General features: G+C 46.5%; 20 protein-coding genes. 14 read left to right on the top strand and 6 right to left on the bottom strand.

Annotated features, from left to right (window positions below; translation table 11 throughout):
• Window positions 1–37 precede the first annotated feature (37 nt).
• From groES to MF542_RS03775, 9 genes are all read left to right on the top strand, one after another.
• Complete coding sequence (groES, locus tag MF542_RS03815; RefSeq protein ID WP_247016141.1) at window positions 38–325, top strand: co-chaperone GroES; 288 nt, start codon at window positions 38–40, stop codon at window positions 323–325.
• Window positions 326–382: 57 nt separating this feature from the next.
• Complete coding sequence (groL, locus tag MF542_RS03810) at window positions 383–2,035, top strand: chaperonin GroEL (RefSeq protein ID WP_247016139.1); 1,653 nt, start codon at window positions 383–385, stop codon at window positions 2,033–2,035.
• A 159-nt stretch (window positions 2,036–2,194) separates the two neighbouring features.
• Window positions 2,195–3,139 carry a M20/M25/M40 family metallo-hydrolase gene (locus MF542_RS03805; protein ID WP_247016137.1) on the top strand — a complete coding sequence of 315 codons (945 nt, stop codon included), beginning with the start codon at window positions 2,195–2,197 and terminating at the stop codon, window positions 3,137–3,139.
• A 119-nt stretch (window positions 3,140–3,258) separates the two neighbouring features.
• Window positions 3,259–4,383 carry an OprO/OprP family phosphate-selective porin gene (locus tag MF542_RS03800; protein WP_247016135.1) on the top strand — a complete coding sequence of 375 codons (1,125 nt, stop codon included), beginning with the start codon at window positions 3,259–3,261 and terminating at the stop codon, window positions 4,381–4,383.
• Between the two features lie 200 nt (window positions 4,384–4,583).
• A complete protein-coding gene (locus MF542_RS03795) occupies window positions 4,584–5,144 on the top strand; it encodes a GNAT family N-acetyltransferase (RefSeq protein ID WP_247016133.1) in 561 nt (186 codons plus the stop codon).
• Between the two features lie 58 nt (window positions 5,145–5,202).
• Entirely contained in the window at window positions 5,203–5,772 is a 570-nt protein-coding gene (locus MF542_RS03790; protein ID WP_247016131.1) for a DUF1285 domain-containing protein, read from the top strand.
• Window positions 5,773–6,390, top strand: coding sequence for a CoA pyrophosphatase (locus MF542_RS03785; protein ID WP_247016129.1), 618 nt, complete (start codon window positions 5,773–5,775; stop codon window positions 6,388–6,390).
• Between the two features lie 2 nt (window positions 6,391–6,392).
• Window positions 6,393–6,740 (top strand): hypothetical protein, encoded by a 348-nt coding sequence (locus tag MF542_RS03780; RefSeq protein ID WP_247016128.1) that lies wholly within the window; start codon window positions 6,393–6,395, stop codon window positions 6,738–6,740.
• Entirely contained in the window at window positions 6,712–7,884 is a 1,173-nt protein-coding gene (locus MF542_RS03775; protein WP_247016126.1) for a CCA tRNA nucleotidyltransferase, read from the top strand. Before MF542_RS03780 ends, MF542_RS03775 begins: the two co-directional genes overlap by 29 nt.
• Here the strand turns inward: MF542_RS03775 and MF542_RS03770 are convergent.
• From MF542_RS03770 to MF542_RS03755, 4 genes are read right to left on the bottom strand one after another with little or no spacing between them, the layout of a single operon-like run.
• Window positions 7,868–8,440 (bottom strand): lipid-binding SYLF domain-containing protein, encoded by a 573-nt coding sequence (locus MF542_RS03770; RefSeq protein WP_247016124.1) that lies wholly within the window; start codon window positions 8,438–8,440, stop codon window positions 7,868–7,870. The two genes, MF542_RS03775 and MF542_RS03770, sit on opposite strands and share 17 nt — an antisense overlap.
• 56 nt (window positions 8,441–8,496) lie before the next feature.
• A complete protein-coding gene (locus MF542_RS03765; RefSeq protein WP_247016122.1) occupies window positions 8,497–8,934 on the bottom strand; it encodes a YqaA family protein in 438 nt (145 codons plus the stop codon).
• Window positions 8,935–8,940: 6 nt separating this feature from the next.
• Window positions 8,941–9,807, bottom strand: coding sequence for an oxygen-dependent coproporphyrinogen oxidase (hemF, locus tag MF542_RS03760; RefSeq protein ID WP_247016120.1), 867 nt, complete (start codon window positions 9,805–9,807; stop codon window positions 8,941–8,943).
• Window positions 9,808–9,821: 14 nt separating this feature from the next.
• The gene (locus tag MF542_RS03755; protein WP_247016118.1) at window positions 9,822–10,280 is read right to left on the bottom strand and encodes a tRNA (cytidine(34)-2'-O)-methyltransferase; all 459 of its coding nucleotides are present in this window, start codon (window positions 10,278–10,280) and stop codon (window positions 9,822–9,824) included.
• Window positions 10,281–10,568: 288 nt separating this feature from the next.
• On the opposite strand from MF542_RS03755, the gene petA reads away from it, so the two are divergent.
• From petA to MF542_RS03730, 5 genes are all read left to right on the top strand, one after another.
• Window positions 10,569–11,120, top strand: a complete 552-nt coding sequence (gene petA, locus MF542_RS03750) for a ubiquinol-cytochrome c reductase iron-sulfur subunit (protein WP_247016116.1) — start codon at window positions 10,569–10,571, stop codon at window positions 11,118–11,120.
• Window positions 11,121–11,130: 10 nt separating this feature from the next.
• Complete coding sequence (locus MF542_RS03745; protein WP_247016114.1) at window positions 11,131–12,411, top strand: cytochrome b; 1,281 nt, start codon at window positions 11,131–11,133, stop codon at window positions 12,409–12,411.
• Window positions 12,412–12,424: 13 nt separating this feature from the next.
• The gene (locus MF542_RS03740; protein WP_247016111.1) at window positions 12,425–13,219 is read left to right on the top strand and encodes a cytochrome c1; all 795 of its coding nucleotides are present in this window, start codon (window positions 12,425–12,427) and stop codon (window positions 13,217–13,219) included.
• A gap of 228 nt (window positions 13,220–13,447) precedes the next feature.
• Complete coding sequence (locus MF542_RS03735) at window positions 13,448–13,882, top strand: glyoxalase superfamily protein (protein WP_247016109.1); 435 nt, start codon at window positions 13,448–13,450, stop codon at window positions 13,880–13,882.
• A 115-nt stretch (window positions 13,883–13,997) separates the two neighbouring features.
• The gene (locus MF542_RS03730; RefSeq protein ID WP_247016107.1) at window positions 13,998–14,765 is read left to right on the top strand and encodes a glutathione S-transferase family protein; all 768 of its coding nucleotides are present in this window, start codon (window positions 13,998–14,000) and stop codon (window positions 14,763–14,765) included.
• Here MF542_RS03730 and MF542_RS03725 read toward each other — a convergent pair whose 3' ends face one another.
• Both MF542_RS03725 and MF542_RS03720 read right to left on the bottom strand, forming a co-directional pair.
• Complete coding sequence (locus MF542_RS03725; protein ID WP_247016105.1) at window positions 14,766–15,071, bottom strand: dATP/dGTP pyrophosphohydrolase domain-containing protein; 306 nt, start codon at window positions 15,069–15,071, stop codon at window positions 14,766–14,768. It lies immediately after the preceding gene.
• Window positions 15,072–15,073: 2 nt separating this feature from the next.
• Window positions 15,074–15,562 (bottom strand): MarR family winged helix-turn-helix transcriptional regulator, encoded by a 489-nt coding sequence (locus MF542_RS03720; protein ID WP_247016103.1) that lies wholly within the window; start codon window positions 15,560–15,562, stop codon window positions 15,074–15,076.
• Window positions 15,563–15,642 lie beyond the last annotated feature (80 nt).

Here is a 15,642-nt window from a genome sequence, read left to right as displayed (position 1 = left end):
AACAGAATTTAAAGGTTTATCAATTAGGAGACAAACCATGGCTCTTCGTCCGCTCCATGACCGTGTATTGGTCAAGCGTCTTGAAAGCGAAGCTAAAACTGCTGGCGGCATTATTCTGCCTGATACAGCACAAGAAAAGCCTTCTGAAGGTGAAGTTATTGCAGCTGGTGCTGGTACAAAAGCTGAAGACGGCAAAGTAACACCACTAGACGTTAAAGCTGGCGACAAAATCCTTTTCGGCAAATGGTCTGGCACAGAAGTTAAAGTTGACGGCCAAGATCTGCTGATCATGAAAGAATCTGACATTATGGGCATCATCGAGTAATCACTCGGTCCCCATTATAGTCCTTATTTGAATTTACTTTATATTTAGGAGGCCTCCATGGCTGCTAAAGACGTAAAACTCGGTGGTGAAGCGCGCGCCAAAATCCTTGCTGGTGTTGATACACTTGCAAACGCTGTAAAAGTTACACTTGGTCCTAAAGGCCGTAACGTTGTTCTTGATAAGTCTTTCGGTGCACCACGCATCACGAAAGATGGCGTATCTGTAGCGAAAGAAATCGAACTTGCTGACAAGTTTGAAAACATGGGCGCACAGATGGTTAAAGAAGTTGCTTCTCGCACAAATGATGTAGCGGGTGACGGTACAACAACTGCAACTGTTCTTGCTCAGGCTATCGTACGCGAAGGCATGAAATCTGTTGCGGCTGGCATGAACCCAATGGACCTTAAGCGTGGTATCGACCTTGCGACTGCTAAAGTAGTTGAAGGCCTTAAGGCGCGTACAAAAACAATCACAACAACTGAAGAAATCGAGCAGGTTGGTACTATTTCTGCGAACGGTGAAGCTCAGGTTGGTGTTGATATCGCTGCTGCTATGGAAAAAGTTGGCAAAGAAGGCGTTATCACAGTTGAAGAAGCTAAAGGCCTTGAGAGCGAGCTTGACGTTGTTGAAGGTATGCAGTTTGACCGTGGTTACCTATCTCCGTACTTCATCACAAACGCTGAGAAGATGACTGTAGATATGGAAACTCCGCTTATTCTTCTTCACGAGAAAAAGCTTTCCAACCTTCAGCCAATGCTGCCACTTCTAGAAGCTGTAGTTCAGTCTGGTAAGCCACTTCTTATCATCGCTGAAGATATCGAAGGTGAAGCGCTTGCAACACTTGTTGTGAACAAGCTTCGCGGTGGTCTGAAAATCGCTGCTGTTAAAGCTCCTGGTTTCGGTGATCGCCGTAAAGCAATGCTTGAAGATATCGCTATCCTAACTGGTGGTCAGGTTGTTTCTGAAGATCTTGGCATTAAGCTTGAGAACGTGACACTTGATATGCTTGGTACTGCTAAGCGTGTGAACATCACGAAAGAAGACACAACTATCGTAGACGGCGTTGGCGCTGATGACGATATCAAAGCACGTTGCGAGCAAATCAAAGCGCAAATCGAAGTAACTACTTCTGATTACGACAAAGAAAAGCTTCAAGAGCGTCTTGCTAAGCTTTCTGGTGGTGTAGCTGTGATTAAAGTTGGCGGTGCTACTGAAGTTGAAGTGAAAGAGCGTAAAGACCGCGTTGATGATGCGCTTCACGCGACACGTGCTGCTGTTGAAGAAGGTGTTATCGCTGGTGGTGGTACTGGTCTTCTTTACTCTGTGAAAACACTTGAGGGTGTTGAAGGCGCGAACGATGACCAGAGCAAAGGTATCGACATTATCCGCCGCGCGCTTCAAGCTCCTGTTCGTCAGATTGCTGAAAACGCTGGTGTTGACGGTGCGGTTGTTTCTGGCAAGCTTCTTGAGCAAGACGATGTAAACTACGGTTTCGACGCTCAGAACGAAGAGTACACAGACCTTGTTGCTAAAGGTATTATCGACCCAACTAAAGTTGTTCGTACTGCTCTGCAGGACGCAGCATCTGTTGCTGGTCTGATGATCACTACTGAAGCTATGGTTGCTGATCTTCCAGAAGATAAAGCTGCTGCAGCACCTGCAATGCCTGACATGGGCGGCATGGGCGGTATGGGCGGCATGGGCTTCTAAGCCACGCTTCCATATAGCGACTGCATTTATGCAAACAGAACCCTCGGGCAGTGATGCTCGGGGGTTTTTGTTTTTCTGTGAAATACGACGAAGGTTTATTGTGTTTGCAGGGCTAATCTGTAGGATACAGGCAAACAAAATGACATCGGGGGATGAACGTTGAAATCCAGATTTATGAAAACAACTTCGGTACTAGCTTTTGTGGCAGCCTTAAGCTTATCGGCCCAAGCTGGTGAAAAGGCGGAGTTCAGTAAAGAAAACGCTGTTGAAGTGATTAAAACGCTATCTGCGGATGATATGCAGGGCCGGGGGACGGGCACCGAAGGAAACGCGAAGGCACGTGCCTATCTGATGGACAAACTCAAAGCCATGAAGCTGGAGCCACTGGACGGTACTTATGAATATCCTTTTGATTTCACGGTAAAGCGCCGAAACGGTGATGAACTTTCCCTGAGTGCTGTCAACCTGCTGTTTCGAATTAAGGGAAGCGACAGTGGGGGTAAGTCTATCGTGATTTCTGCACATTATGATCATGTGGGTGTTCGCGGTGGTGAAATATTTAATGGTGCAGATGATAATGCCTCTGGTGTTGCAGGCCTTTTGGCGGCCGCGGAACATTTCCAGAAGCACCCACCAAAGCATGACGTGATTTTTGCCCTTTTTGATGCAGAGGAAGTGGGTCTTCAGGGCGCACGTGCTTTTGTGAAGGAAATCCCGGAAGCCGCTGGTGACGTGGCCTTTAATATCAACTTCGATATGCTCAGCCGCAGCGACAAGAATGAGCTTTATGCTGCAGGCGCTTATCACACTGCTGCGTTGAAGCCTGTGATTGAAAAAGTTGCTGCCGCAGCACCAGTGAAGCTGTTGATGGGGCATGATGATCCTAAATTGGGCTCTAATGATTGGACGCTTCAATCAGACCATGGTCCATTCCACAGGGAAGGTATCCCGTTTCTCTATTTCGGCGTTGAAGATCATCCGCATTACCACCGTCCATCAGACGATTTTGAAACGGTTCCTATAGATTTCTTCATGCGGTCCATCGAAACCGTAGTGATGGCGGCTGAAGCCATTGATGACGATCTAGGCCAGATTACAAAATAAGATAAATAGAAAAAACGCTGAACCACGAAGGTTTGGCGTTTTTTCGTAATAAACCATCTATACTCTCTATGATGCCGGTGAATTTGATATTGTCATAAAAGTGTAATATTGTGGCGAATATGCAGTTTACGAGTATCCAGAAATTATTGTGTTCTTTTGTAGTGATGGGGACAGTTGCTTTGCCTGTTGCGGCAAATGACACAGATGAACCTACCTATAATTTACAGCTTCGTTCTATTACCGATTTCACTCATTTCAACACTTCCGATTTAGGTAGATCTGAAGAGGATTTTGATTTCCGATCAGTGCGGGCAACCTTGAATGGGAGGTTGACTTCAGGCTTTGAATTTAAACTCAGCACCGAATTTGCGGGCGATGACGTAACGTTTGAAGATGCTTTTCTAAAGTATCAATTATCAGACGCTTTTTCATTAACGGTAGGGCGACACCGTGTACCTGTTTCGCTCGAAGAACAAACATCCATCATGGATATCAGCTTTGCAGAGCGAGCAGCATTTACCGATGCGTTTAACCTGGGGCGTGCGATCGGTGTATCTGCCGCTTATCACCAAAGCGGTTTTACGTTTACATCCGGTATTTACGGTGAAGAAAGAGATATCGATTTCTCTCCTGAAATTTGGTCCTACGCCGTACGTGCGACTTTTGGAAAAAATAAAGGAAATACCAGTTGGCTGGTTGGGGCAGCGTTCTGGGATAAATCCTATGATGATGCGGTAAACCGTAGTTATCGAGGACAATTAAATGCAATTGCTGTTTCGTCCGTAATCAGCGCAGGTCTACTGGTAACAGATGAAGAGTATCTAGGCTTTGAAGGCGCAGTTCAGTATGAACGCTTTCATCTGGCAGCCGAATATGGTGTGCAGCGATCAACGCTGGATAACCAACAGCCAGCCGCTAAGTTCGGTGGCGGTTACGCAGAAATTGGGTATTTCCTGACAGACCATGTGCGCGCCATCGATATCAAGGCCGGTAAGTGGACAAGTTATCAGGACCTGAAGCATAGTGATTTGGCAGTGCAATTGGTTGCTAGAGCGGATTTCCTCAGCCTGAATGATGATGCGTTTCGTTTTGGCAATCAGGAAACCTATCTCTTTGGTGCCAACCTTTACCTAAACCGCCATATACGTTTCTTACTGAATATAGCATTTCAGGAGTTTCAAACCGCTGATGCAGCCAGTGTTGATGCTCATACGATTACAACGCGCCTGCAATTGGTGTGGTAATCTTAAAAATCAGAAAAACTTGCTGGTATTTTTTCTATTACAGTTTTATGGTCCGGGCAGTTTGAACATAAAAGCGTAATACTCCTTATGGTAAAGAGCACCCATATCAACCGGATTAACCGGCTCCGACGACGATAAGATACTGAATCTTATAACGTTTGTTGTGTTTGGCGCGTGCGCCGCGATATGGGAAATTGCTGATGATCACCATTGATCAGGAACAGCCGTTTGACAGCAACCAGATTGATATTCTGCTGGATACGGTTTTTGGGGATGAGAGATTCTCCAAATCTTCACATGCTCTTAGAGTAGATAATCCAATTCTTTCGAATTTGTCTCTTGTTGCCCGAGATGGGGACAAGGTTGTGGGAACTGTTCGATTTTGCGCGGCTCATATCCACGATATGCTTCTTGGCAAAAACGCGAATGCTGTATTCCTTGGGCCTCTTGCTATCCACCCGGAATATCAGGGTAGTGGTCTTGGTTCCAAGATTATGAGAACCGCGATGGCTGGCGTGAAAGCCACTGGTCATAAGCGGGTTTTGCTTGTTGGCGATGCTGCTTATTACCAGCGTTTTGGTTTTGAAAGCGTGCTTCCAAGTTTTATCACTCTTCCGACAGGGAAAGAGCGGCGGCTTTTGATTGCAAAGCCAGCGACTGTTAGGGCGTTGCCCGCCGTTGGTAAAATTCTGCCGGGGTTTGCATCACTTGAAGCTAGTTCCGGTGAACCACGTTTTGGTGAACTGGCACCCGCTGCGTAAGAAACATTTCCATCCTGAAATTTCGCGCCATATAGTGAGGTAAAGGAGCGTTCATTATATGGCCGAAAACAAACAACATGCGTCTTTTTCCCTTGAAGGGCTGTTAAAGCAGGTTGAAGGGCAAAAATACCCGCCAGTTGATAAATGGAACCCGGATTTTTGTGGTGATATTGATATGCGTATCGCCAGTGATGGAACCTGGTTTTATATGGGTACGCCTATTACCCGTAGCCGTATGGTGAAACTGTTTTCTTCCGTGCTTCGTAAGGATAGTGACGGAAAAACCTATTTGGTTACGCCGGTTGAAAAGATCGGTATTACGGTTGATGACGCGCATTTTACGGCCATACGGGTTGATGTAGAAGATGATACGCTCGTTTTCACTACGAATGTGGGGGATAAGGTCGCAGTGGATGCAGAACACCCTATTTCTGTTCATGTCGATGAAACCACAGAGGAACCAAGGCCTTATGTTCGGGTTCGAGGTAATTTGGATGCACTTGTCGCAAGATCTGTTTTTTATGAATTGGTTGAAATGGCAAACGAAGTGAAAAACGGTGCAAAAACTGAACTTATGGTATCGTCAGCAGGGTGTGAATTCAGTCTTGGTCAGTGGAGTACTGAGTAGATGCAAAACTGGTTAGCGGAAGCGCTTAAGGCGGATAACCCTGCCGCGCGCGGTAATCGCAGTGATTATGATCTTAACAGCCATATCAAGCTTAAAGAACTGGTTAATGTTGTGCCGAGGCCAGCAGCGGTACTTGTGCCGATTATTGATCATACCAGTGGGCCAACTATTCTTCTTACCAAAAGGTCTGAAACTCTTACCAAGCATGCAGGGCAGGTAAGTTTCCCTGGTGGCCGTGTGGATGATACGGATGCTGATGAAGTGGCGGCAGCACTTAGGGAAACAGAAGAAGAGGTGGGCCTTAATCGTTCCTATGTGAATGTTTCCGGTTTCCTTGATACTTATAGAACGGGTACAGGATTTGAGATAACGCCTGTGGTTGGTTTGGTGAAGCTCGGTTTTGATCTTGTTCTTGAGGAAGGTGAGGTAACCGATGTTTTCGAGGTGCCGCTTTCTTTCGTTCTTGATAGGGATAATCACAAACGAGAATCAGCAGTTTGGCAAGGTATCGAAAGGCACTATTATCATTTGCCTTATAATGGGTATAAGATATGGGGCGCTACAGCTGCCATGCTGGTGAATTTATGCGATGTGCTTGAAACAACAAAACGGGGGTAACAATGGCAATTTTTATTCGTATTCTACTTCTTATACTCCCTGTTGTGCTGGTTCTCTTGTGGGTGCGGTGGCGCATTAAGAAGAATAGCGAAGAGGGCCTTTCAGATAAGGATGCAAAGCAACTTCGTATTGGCTTGATCTCGGTTATTATTGGTTTGGTTGTAGCGGGTATTGGCCTTCGCTTTACTGATGATAGCGGTGATGTTGATAAGGTTTATGTACCTGCCTATATGGAAAATGGTAAATTAGTGCCAGGTGGCTTCCTGCCTGCTGATCACCCCGAGGCGATCAAGCATCTAGAACGTACGAAAAAGAAAAAAGATGACGCAGGCGATACATCTGAAGGCTGATTGGCTTTGTTCGCAGGGTGTTGAGCGTGTTGTTGAAGCGCTGGGGGCTGAGGCTATTAAATTTGTGGGCGGTGCTGTTCGGGATACACTCGCTGGGCGCCATGTATCTGATATTGATGCAGCCACAACCCACAAGCCTGAAATCACGATGGCTCTACTTGAGGAAGCAGGTATCAAGGTTATTCCAACAGGGCTTAAACACGGTACTGTCACGGCTGTTTCTTCAGGAACTCATATTGAAATCACCACGTTGCGGGTGGATGTGGAAACGGACGGCAGGCACGCAGAAGTAGCCTTCACGGAAAGCTGGCTTGAGGATGCCAAGCGCAGAGATTTCACCATTAACTCTCTATATTGTGCGCCAGACGGTGAACTGTTTGACCCTTTTGGCGGGATAGAAGATTTAAAGATAGGCCGAGTACGCTTTATTGGCGACGCTGAAGAGCGGATCAAAGAAGATGCGCTCAGAATTATGCGTTTCTTCCGTTTTACCGCGCGGTACGGGCAAGGTGAGCCTGATAAAGCGGGGATGAAAGCATGTAGCTCACTCCGTTATCTGCTGGATGCTCTTTCTATTGAGCGGATACGTGATGAACTTATGAAAATGATGGCACTACCAAATTTTATACAGCCTGTTTTTTCAATGTGGAAAGCTGGGGTTTTGCAGCAAATTTATGGTGACGCTTTTCGTGGTAGTAACATGGAACTGTTATCAATGTGTGAAGCAAGCTCGGGCTTAGCTGCTGATGCGTTGGCACGTTTCTATATGCTTGGATCATCTGTATTTTCTGCTCAGAAGCTTGCAAAGAAATTCAAGCTTTCCAATGAACAACGGAAACAATTGATTGGGCTTGAAATCGCTGGAGAAAGTGAAGCTTCGTTCGAGCAGTTACTATATGAACTTGGGCCATGGGTTATGGAACAGCATGTGATTTGTTCAGGTAGTAAAGATTATGCAAGAGAACTGGAGATATGCCGGAACTGGGTTCAGCCCGTATTTCCTTTGCAAGGGAAGGATTTGCTGGATCGCGGTTTTGAGGCAGGACCAGATCTTGGAAGGCGAATGAGAGAGCTAGAACAAATTTGGATCGATAGTGGGTTCAAGCTCTCAAAAGAAGATTTGCTTGCTACCTTGAACGGTTAAGCTTCTTGTCTTTCCAGTATTTTGTACCGTGGAGAGACGCCTGAAGCGCAAGGCCTGCCTTAGTGAACTGGTAAACACTTACCTTCTTGCGGAAGGAAGCGGCCTCGCCAATTTCACCGCCTTTTTCATTAGAGCGTGCTGCGGCATCTGCTTCACCAGAGAAATCCCAACCTTTTTGAACGAAGCTATCTAGTGCTTCTTCATCATGGAATACAAACACGGCTCTGAAGTCTTTAATGCCAAGGCCAAGGCCGACACTGGCGGTTGCCATTTTCATATATGTGTCTGTGTTTGAGCGGTTATCATGTACAACACCGCGACCGCCGCCGCCGCCGATCAGAAACACCTGTACACCAACGTTTGAGAAAACGGCATAGCCGTATGCCTCGTCAATTTCAGCTTGCGCCTGCGGACGGGCTTCAAAAAGTTCAACGAGCACTTCCTGCCTCATATCCTGAACTTTCTGGCGTTTCTTTTCATATTTGTCCGCAAACGCTGGAGCAGTTGCTAATAATAGTAGGCCTAAAAGCGTGAATGATAAAACTGATCTGAACATATTGATCCTCCTGTTGAGGCAGATATTAAAAGTGCTTCCTGACAATTTTGTGGCAGCTAAATTTGACTGATACCAAACCATATTACTACGTATCTGGTAGCTTTCCCAATTGATACAAGTGTTAGGAAGAATAACAGATTTGTGCGCAATATACCTGCTACGAGGGTTAAAGGATCGCCCACCACAGGAAGCCATGCAAACAGCAGAGACCATTTACCGTATCGTGCAAAATGATGCTCCGCTTTTGCGATTTGATTAGGGGAGAAAGGGAACCAACTACGGGATTGGAAATGAACAATCTTGCTTCCGATCCACCAGTTTAAGCAAGCGCCTAGAACGTTACCGCTAGTAACAGCGATAAAGAGAAATAAAGGAACGCCTGCATTTTCAGATAAGCTGGCGGCAAAGCTAAGTTCAGAAAAGGCGGGCAGCAGGGTAGCGGCAATAAATGCGCTTACAAACAACCCGCCATATATTGCTAAATCACCGAGCACTCGTATTTACGGCCATTTTGCTTCTGGTGGCAGTGACATAAGAATAGCTTCTACATTGCCGCCTGTTTTAAGGCCGAAGGTAGTGCCGCGGTCATACACCAGATTGAACTCTGCATAATAGCCACGATACTCGAGCTGCTTTTCACGTTCTTCCGGTGTCCAGCTTTCATTCATATGACGGCGCACAAGCTCAGGATAGATGTCATTAAATGTGCGACCTACGTCTTGGGTGAAGGCGAAGTCGTTTTCCCAGTCACCTGTGTTCAGTTGATCATAGAAAATACCGCCTTCACCGCGTGCCCGGTTGCGGTGTGGGATATAGAAATAGCGGTCACACCATTCTTTGTAGCGCGGGTAATAATCAGGGTCGTGCTTGTCGCAGCATTCCTTGAAAGCTGAATGAAAGGATGCGGTGTCATACGAATCTGGGAGAGGCGCGTTAAGATCAGCGCCGCCGCCAAACCAGCTTTTAGTGGTGCAAATGAAACGCGTGTTCATATGAACGGCAGGTACCTTTGGGCTGTTCATATGTGCAACGAGCGAAATGCCAGTGGCGAAAAAGCTCGGGTCTTCTTCCGCACCCGGAATGTTTTTCGCGAATTCTTCTGTAAAGGTGCCGTGCACGCTTGAAATATTTACACCGACTTTTTCAAAAACACGACCGCCGCGCATGATGGACATAGTGCCTCCACCACCTTCGGCGCCATCTGATTGGTTGGTACGGTCCCAGCTTTTGCGTTCAAAACGACCAGCTTCGCGACCAGCCATCGGGCCTTCATTGTCGTCTTCGATCTGTTCAAAGCTGGCGCAAATTTGATCACGTAGGTTTTGAAACCAATCAGCGGCTTTTTGTTTTTTTTCTTCGATATCCACTTGTGTGTCCTTTTCTATTCAGGCCAGCTATTTGTTTGTCTTAGCGCTTCACCAAGTACCATTGCCATTGAAACAGCTACATTTAAAGAGCGTACTTCTCGGCTCATAGGAACAGTGATGCGGGCATCTGCCGCATCATGCACTGATTCTGGTGCGCCTGTCGATTCACTGCCTACCAGAAGGATATCCTCAGAGGTAAATTCAAAATCACAGTAAGTCTGATCGCTTTTTGTCGTGAGCAGTACTAACCTGCGATTATTGTCTTTTGTCCACTGAAGAAAGGCATCCCAATCAAGGTGATGATGCAGATCAACAAGGTCTGCGTAATCCATTGCATAACGCCTGAGTGCGCGTTTCGAAAATGGAAAACCGCAGGGTTCTATTACATGTACAGCCGTTTTCATGCAGGCCCCAAGTCTTAAGAGCGTGCCTGTGTTTGGCGGTTGGTCTGGTTGGTAAAGTGCTATATCCATGGCGCGGAACTTAGTGGGCTTTGGGAAAAGGTTCAACGGTTTCAAGTGGTGAGAACATTTTTTTACCTTTTTTTTTACTTTTCAGACGCATAAAGGGTTGCCTCTTTTGACGTAGGCGACTAAACCAATCTCAACTCGCTAAGCTTAATTGCTTGGCGTTCGTGCTATTGGTACGAAAGATCTGCGACCCTGTGCCGCAGAGATTTTAAGCCAAGCAGGGGTAGAATAAGGTGACAAATTGTAATGATTGATCGCCTTGAGCATCAAATTCCTGTCAGGGAAAAATAGATGAGCAACATCACTAATACTATCGAAGGTGAAGAAGCTACACGTCGTGACTTTCTTCACATTGCCGCAGCCGGCGGAGCTGGTGTAGGCGCAGTAATGGCAGCATGGCCATTTATTGACCAAATGAACCCAGCGGCCGATACGCTCGCTCTTGCATCTGTTGAGGTTGACCTCAGTGCAATCGGCGAAGGTGAAGCTGTAATTGTTAAGTGGCGCGGTAAGCCAATTTTCATTCGCCACCGTACGCAAGCTGAAATCGAAGAAGCAAACGCAGTTGACGTTGCTGCACTTCCTGATCAGCAGTCAGACGCTGACCGTATTAAATCAGGTCACGAAAAATGGCTGGTTGTTACAGGTATTTGTACGCACCTTGGTTGTGTGCCTCTTGGCTCTAAGTCAGGCGATGAAAAAGGTGAATTCGGTGGTTGGTTCTGCCCATGTCACGGTTCGCACTATGATACATCCGGTCGTATTCGTAAGGGTCCGGCTCCGCTAAACCTAGCGGTTCCAGAGTATGCCTTCCTAAGCGACACAACTATTAAAATCGGATAGGGAAGATATCATGGCAAAATGGCAAACAATTAAGCCTGAAAATAAGGCTTTGGCGTGGGTAGAGGAACGTCTTCCTGTACTTGCTCTTGTTAGCAATGTTGTTGGACCAGATACTCCAACACCGCGTAACCTGAACTATTTCTGGAACTTTGGTTCCCTTGCTGGTTTGATGCTGGTTGTTCAGCTTATCTCTGGTATCGTACTAGCGATGCACTATACGCCTGATACATCTCTCGCTTTTGATAGCGTTGAGCGTATTATGCGCGACGTAAACTATGGCTGGCTTATCCGCTATATGCACGCAAACGGTGCTTCTTTCTTCTTTATTGCTGTTTATATCCACATCCTTCGTGGCCTTTACTATGGTTCTTATAAAGCACCACGTGAAGTACTATGGATGCTCGGTCTTGTTATCTTCCTATTGATGATGGCAACTGCGTTCATGGGTTATGTACTACCATGGGGCCAGATGTCTTTCTGGGGTGCAACAGTAATTACAAACCTATTCTCAGCAGTTCCTGTTGTTGGTGAAGACATTGTAACACTTCTTTGGGGCGGTTTCTCTGTAGATAACCCAACACTGAAGCGTTTCTTCAGCCTTCACTATCTGCTGCCATTTGTGATCACGGGCGTTGTTATTCTGCACATCTGGGCGAAGAAAGTTTCCGACAGTGGTAACCCACTAGGTGTGGAAGTTCAGTCTAGCGCTGACCAAATTCCATTCCACCCGTTCTACACAATTAAAGATGCGTTCGGTGTTGGTGTATTCTTCTTCGTGTTCGCTGCGTTTATCTTCTATGATCCAAACGCAATGGGCCACCCAGATAACTACATTCCGGCTGATCCGCTTGTAACTCCTGATTCAATCGTTCCGGAGTGGTACTTCCTGCCATTCTATGCGATCCTTCGTTCGATCACATTTGATATCGGTATTCCTTTCACTGATATTGTGATTATCCCGGCGAAGCTTCTTGGTGTTATCGCGATGTTTGCTGCGATCATTATCCTGTTCTTCCTACCATGGTTGGACACTTCTAAAGTTCGCTCAACACGTTTCCGCCCAACATACCGTTACTTCTTCTGGTTCCTGGTTGCTGACATGGTTCTTCTGACAATTGTTGGTGGTAAGAAACCTGAAGGTATCTGGCCTCTACTTGGCCTTATCGGTACAGCTTATTATTTCGCTCACTTCCTGGTAATTATGCCGCTTCTTGGCAAGATCGAGAAAACGCTACCACTACCAGAAAGCATTGCAAAAGCATGTGCTCCTAAAGCACAAGCAGCTGAGTAAGGGGACTATGACAATGAAATTCTTCAAAAACATTGCACTTGCTCTTACTGCTACTGCAGCGCTAACCGGCGCTGTGATGGCTGCTGGCGCTGCAAAGCACCCAATTCAACAGAAGTGGTCGTTCGACGGCGCTTTCGGTAAGTATGACCGTGCTTCTGCTCAGCGTGGCTGGCAGGTATACAAGCAGGTTTGTTCAGCGTGTCACAGCCTGAAGTACTTCCGCTTCCGTAACCTTGCTGAGCTGGGCTACAGCGAAGATATGATCAAAGCGTTTGCTGCTGAATATGAAGTGGCTGGTGAACCTGATGATGCTGGTGATGAAACAGTGCGTAATGCGCTTCCTCAGGATGCGTTCCCAGCACCGTTTGCTAACGAAAATGCAGCACGTGCATCAAACGGTGGCGCACTACCACCTGATCTATCTCTACTTGCTAAGGCACGCCACGATGGCTCGAACTATCTGTTCAGCGTCCTGACTGGTTATGAAGATGCTCCGGCAGACTTTGACCTAGCAGCTGGCAAGAACTACAACCCTTATTTCAAGGGTGGCCAGATCTCTATGGCTCCGCCACTTGCTGAAGGTATTGTTGAGTATGAAGACGGTACAGCAGCAACACCAGAGCAGATGGCACGTGATGTAACTATGTTCCTTACATATGTTGCTGAGCCAAAGCTTGAAGATCGTCACCGTATGGGCATGAACGTTCTTATCTTCCTGGGTATTCTTTCCATCATTCTTTATCTATCAATGAAGAAGATCTGGAAGCCTGTAAAAGAAGGTAAAAACTTCTACGACGACGCTGAATAAGTATCATAGAATATGAATAAAGAAGGGCTGCCGATTTTGGTGGCCCTTTTTTTGTGCCTTGACGAACGGCAGAGTAATTATTATTTAGCCTTCAGAGGCGCTGATACGCCTGCCGCTCGCAAGCATAGCTTTGGTGAAGTATCAGGTTTTCAACCAGCTTGTTTTACATATGCGGTTGTTTGGTAATGCGAGCCCCATTCACGTTCCGCTTAATATGTGAGAAAACAAATGAATGGTTTGAATGTTTTTCCAACGATAGCTGAACTTAAAGCTCGTGCAAAAGAACTGCGTTCAGCAGCTTTGGCAGCGGGTACGTCACTTTCACATTCTGAATCGCTTGAGGCTGTGGCCCATAAACATGGGTTTCGTGATTGGAATACGCTTCGTGCAAAGGCTTTGGCAAACAATACGCTGCGTATAGAAGAGGGTAGCTTGGTCTCCGGCTATTATCTTGGGCAACGTTTTAAAGCTGAAGTGTTGGCTTTTAATGAATGGAGCCAGGGGCGCTACAAAGTTAAGTTAGATTTGGTCGAGCCCGTAGATGTGGTGGCGTTTGATAGTTTCTCTGCTTTCAGAAAGCGGATTAACGCAGAAATTGGTGCAAACGGCAAAAGCTTTGCCCATACATCTGATGGTCGTGCGCACCTTGAACTTACACTATAGCTATCTGCGTTGAAGTTATTTCAGCGATAAATTTATTGTGTCCTGTCGGTGTTGGTTTGTGCCTCGCCGCAGGCGCTTCCCGCTCTATTGTTTATATGGAACAATGGAGCACACAATGACAGATATCACCTTATATGGTTATGTAACCAGCCCTTATGTACGCAAGGTTTCCGCGTATCTTTATTATAAAGACCTGGATTTTAAGTTCGTGCATGTAAGCCCCGTTGAGCCATATAAAACCATTGGGTTCACGGAGGGAACGCAAGTTCCTGTTTTGAAGGTTGGGAGCGAATGGCGCACTGACTCGTCAAAATTGGGGATATGGTTGGAAGAGCTGTTTCCAGAAAAATCGCTTCTTGGTGTGAATGCGGCAGAGCGTGAAACTATCCTAAAGATAGATAAATGGGCGAGCGAGCAGTTTATCCCGGGCATGGTATTCAGAAGCGCTGTTGAAGGGGAAGTAACCGAGGCTTTTAATAAGCGAGCATGGCGGCTAGCCGAGATAGTTTCCGCTGGTGCAAGTTTGCCGGAAGAAATTCAAAAAGCCTGGCCGCAATTACTGCGACAAGCACCATTCATTAAAGCCCTTGTTGCTCATCTTGATGGAGATGAGTCTCTTGAGGCTATGCAGATGCGGATATTTGGTGAATTGGTGAACCATCTGGGGGAAGGGCCTTTTCTGGGTGAGCTTGATCAGCCTTCGCTTGCAGATTTTGCAGTTTACCCACAGATGGCCTTTATGTATCAGGCTGGTATTGTGAAGGACCTGCCGCCATTGATGCATCCAACGGTGGGGCCGTGGCTGAGGCGTATGGCGAAACTGTTGCCGGAAAATCCCTGGTGTGTTGACGAAAAGTTTTTGGTGAACCGTATGCCTGCTTAGTTATACGGTTTTAATGTGTGTTCCAGTACCGTCCCCTGCCGGTTGCCATCTACGTAACCGGTTTTCCCGCATTTTGGCGTCTACTGCGGCTCCCAGATCAATATTATTAATCTCCGCTAGGCGCATTAAAAGAATAAGAACGTCAGCTGCTTCTTTGCCCATTTCATCGGTATCTGCGCCTGCAGTGGCTTCCAGAAGTTCTTCCATTTCAATTTGGGCGCGCTTCACCAGTGTAGTTTGATCACTCACCGGACCAAAGGTTTGTTCCGCCCAATCCATTATGGTTTTTTGTGTTTCTGAAGCCATAGCTATTTTTCCAGCTGGCGCATAACGATTTCACGTTCACTATCATCAACGATGTTAAGAAGAACTTCCCAAAATCCAGATACAGCTTCGGGGCCTGCCATTTTATAAGCTTGCGCAACCCTTTGACGTTGAGTGGCAAAAAGATCAGCTTCAAATTTTTCGCCTTTATCGGTTAGATATAAGAGACGTTGTCGGCGATCTTCGGTACCGGGCTTTTGCTCGATATATCCGTCATCAACTAATTGCCCTAATACCCGAGATAGGCTTTGTTTGGTAATTCGTAGCAAACTCAATAAGCCTGATACTGTGGTGCCTGGGTTCCGCTTCACGAAATAAAGCACCCGGTGATGGGCGCGACCAAAACCGGAATCTGCCAGAATTTCATCTGGGTCCCGGGTGAAGTCGCGGTATGCGAAGTAGAGAAGCTCAATGCCGCGGCGAAGTTCTTCTTCCCGCAGGTATAAATTGGATTGTGGTAATTTTCTTTGCATATTTTTATCTACTGATACGTCAGTGTTGTTGACATAATACAGACACAATGTTACGAATTTCAAGTGAAAACAGTTATATT

Origin of the sequence: Kordiimonas laminariae, assembly GCF_023008165.1 — a bacterium.
Classification (GTDB): Bacteria; Pseudomonadota; Alphaproteobacteria; order Sphingomonadales; family Kordiimonadaceae; genus Kordiimonas; species Kordiimonas laminariae.
This window is presented reverse-complemented; position numbering and strand designations above follow the sequence as displayed.

Excerpts from the sequence above, each read along its gene's own strand:
- MF542_RS03725 (WP_247016105.1), bottom strand. The coding sequence starts at position 15,071 with ATGGCTTCAGAAACACAAAAAACCATAATGGATTGGGCGGAACAAACC.
- MF542_RS03795 (WP_247016133.1), top strand. The coding sequence starts at position 4,584 with ATGATCACCATTGATCAGGAACAGCCGTTTGACAGCAACCAGATTGAT.
- MF542_RS03785 (WP_247016129.1), top strand. The coding sequence starts at position 5,773 with ATGCAAAACTGGTTAGCGGAAGCGCTTAAGGCGGATAACCCTGCCGCG.
- MF542_RS03740 (WP_247016111.1), top strand. The coding sequence starts at position 12,425 with ATGAAATTCTTCAAAAACATTGCACTTGCTCTTACTGCTACTGCAGCG.
- MF542_RS03745 (WP_247016114.1), top strand. The coding sequence starts at position 11,131 with ATGGCAAAATGGCAAACAATTAAGCCTGAAAATAAGGCTTTGGCGTGG.
- MF542_RS03780 (WP_247016128.1), top strand. The coding sequence starts at position 6,393 with ATGGCAATTTTTATTCGTATTCTACTTCTTATACTCCCTGTTGTGCTG.
- MF542_RS03775 (WP_247016126.1), top strand. The coding sequence starts at position 6,712 with ATGACGCAGGCGATACATCTGAAGGCTGATTGGCTTTGTTCGCAGGGT.
- groL (WP_247016139.1), top strand. The coding sequence starts at position 383 with ATGGCTGCTAAAGACGTAAAACTCGGTGGTGAAGCGCGCGCCAAAATC.
- MF542_RS03800 (WP_247016135.1), top strand. The coding sequence starts at position 3,259 with ATGCAGTTTACGAGTATCCAGAAATTATTGTGTTCTTTTGTAGTGATG.
- MF542_RS03790 (WP_247016131.1), top strand. The coding sequence starts at position 5,203 with ATGGCCGAAAACAAACAACATGCGTCTTTTTCCCTTGAAGGGCTGTTA.
- MF542_RS03755 (WP_247016118.1), bottom strand. The coding sequence starts at position 10,280 with ATGGATATAGCACTTTACCAACCAGACCAACCGCCAAACACAGGCACG.
- MF542_RS03720 (WP_247016103.1), bottom strand. The coding sequence starts at position 15,562 with ATGCAAAGAAAATTACCACAATCCAATTTATACCTGCGGGAAGAAGAA.
- MF542_RS03770 (WP_247016124.1), bottom strand. The coding sequence starts at position 8,440 with ATGTTCAGATCAGTTTTATCATTCACGCTTTTAGGCCTACTATTATTA.
- petA (WP_247016116.1), top strand. The coding sequence starts at position 10,569 with ATGAGCAACATCACTAATACTATCGAAGGTGAAGAAGCTACACGTCGT.
- MF542_RS03730 (WP_247016107.1), top strand. The coding sequence starts at position 13,998 with ATGACAGATATCACCTTATATGGTTATGTAACCAGCCCTTATGTACGC.
- MF542_RS03735 (WP_247016109.1), top strand. The coding sequence starts at position 13,448 with ATGAATGGTTTGAATGTTTTTCCAACGATAGCTGAACTTAAAGCTCGT.
- groES (WP_247016141.1), top strand. The coding sequence starts at position 38 with ATGGCTCTTCGTCCGCTCCATGACCGTGTATTGGTCAAGCGTCTTGAA.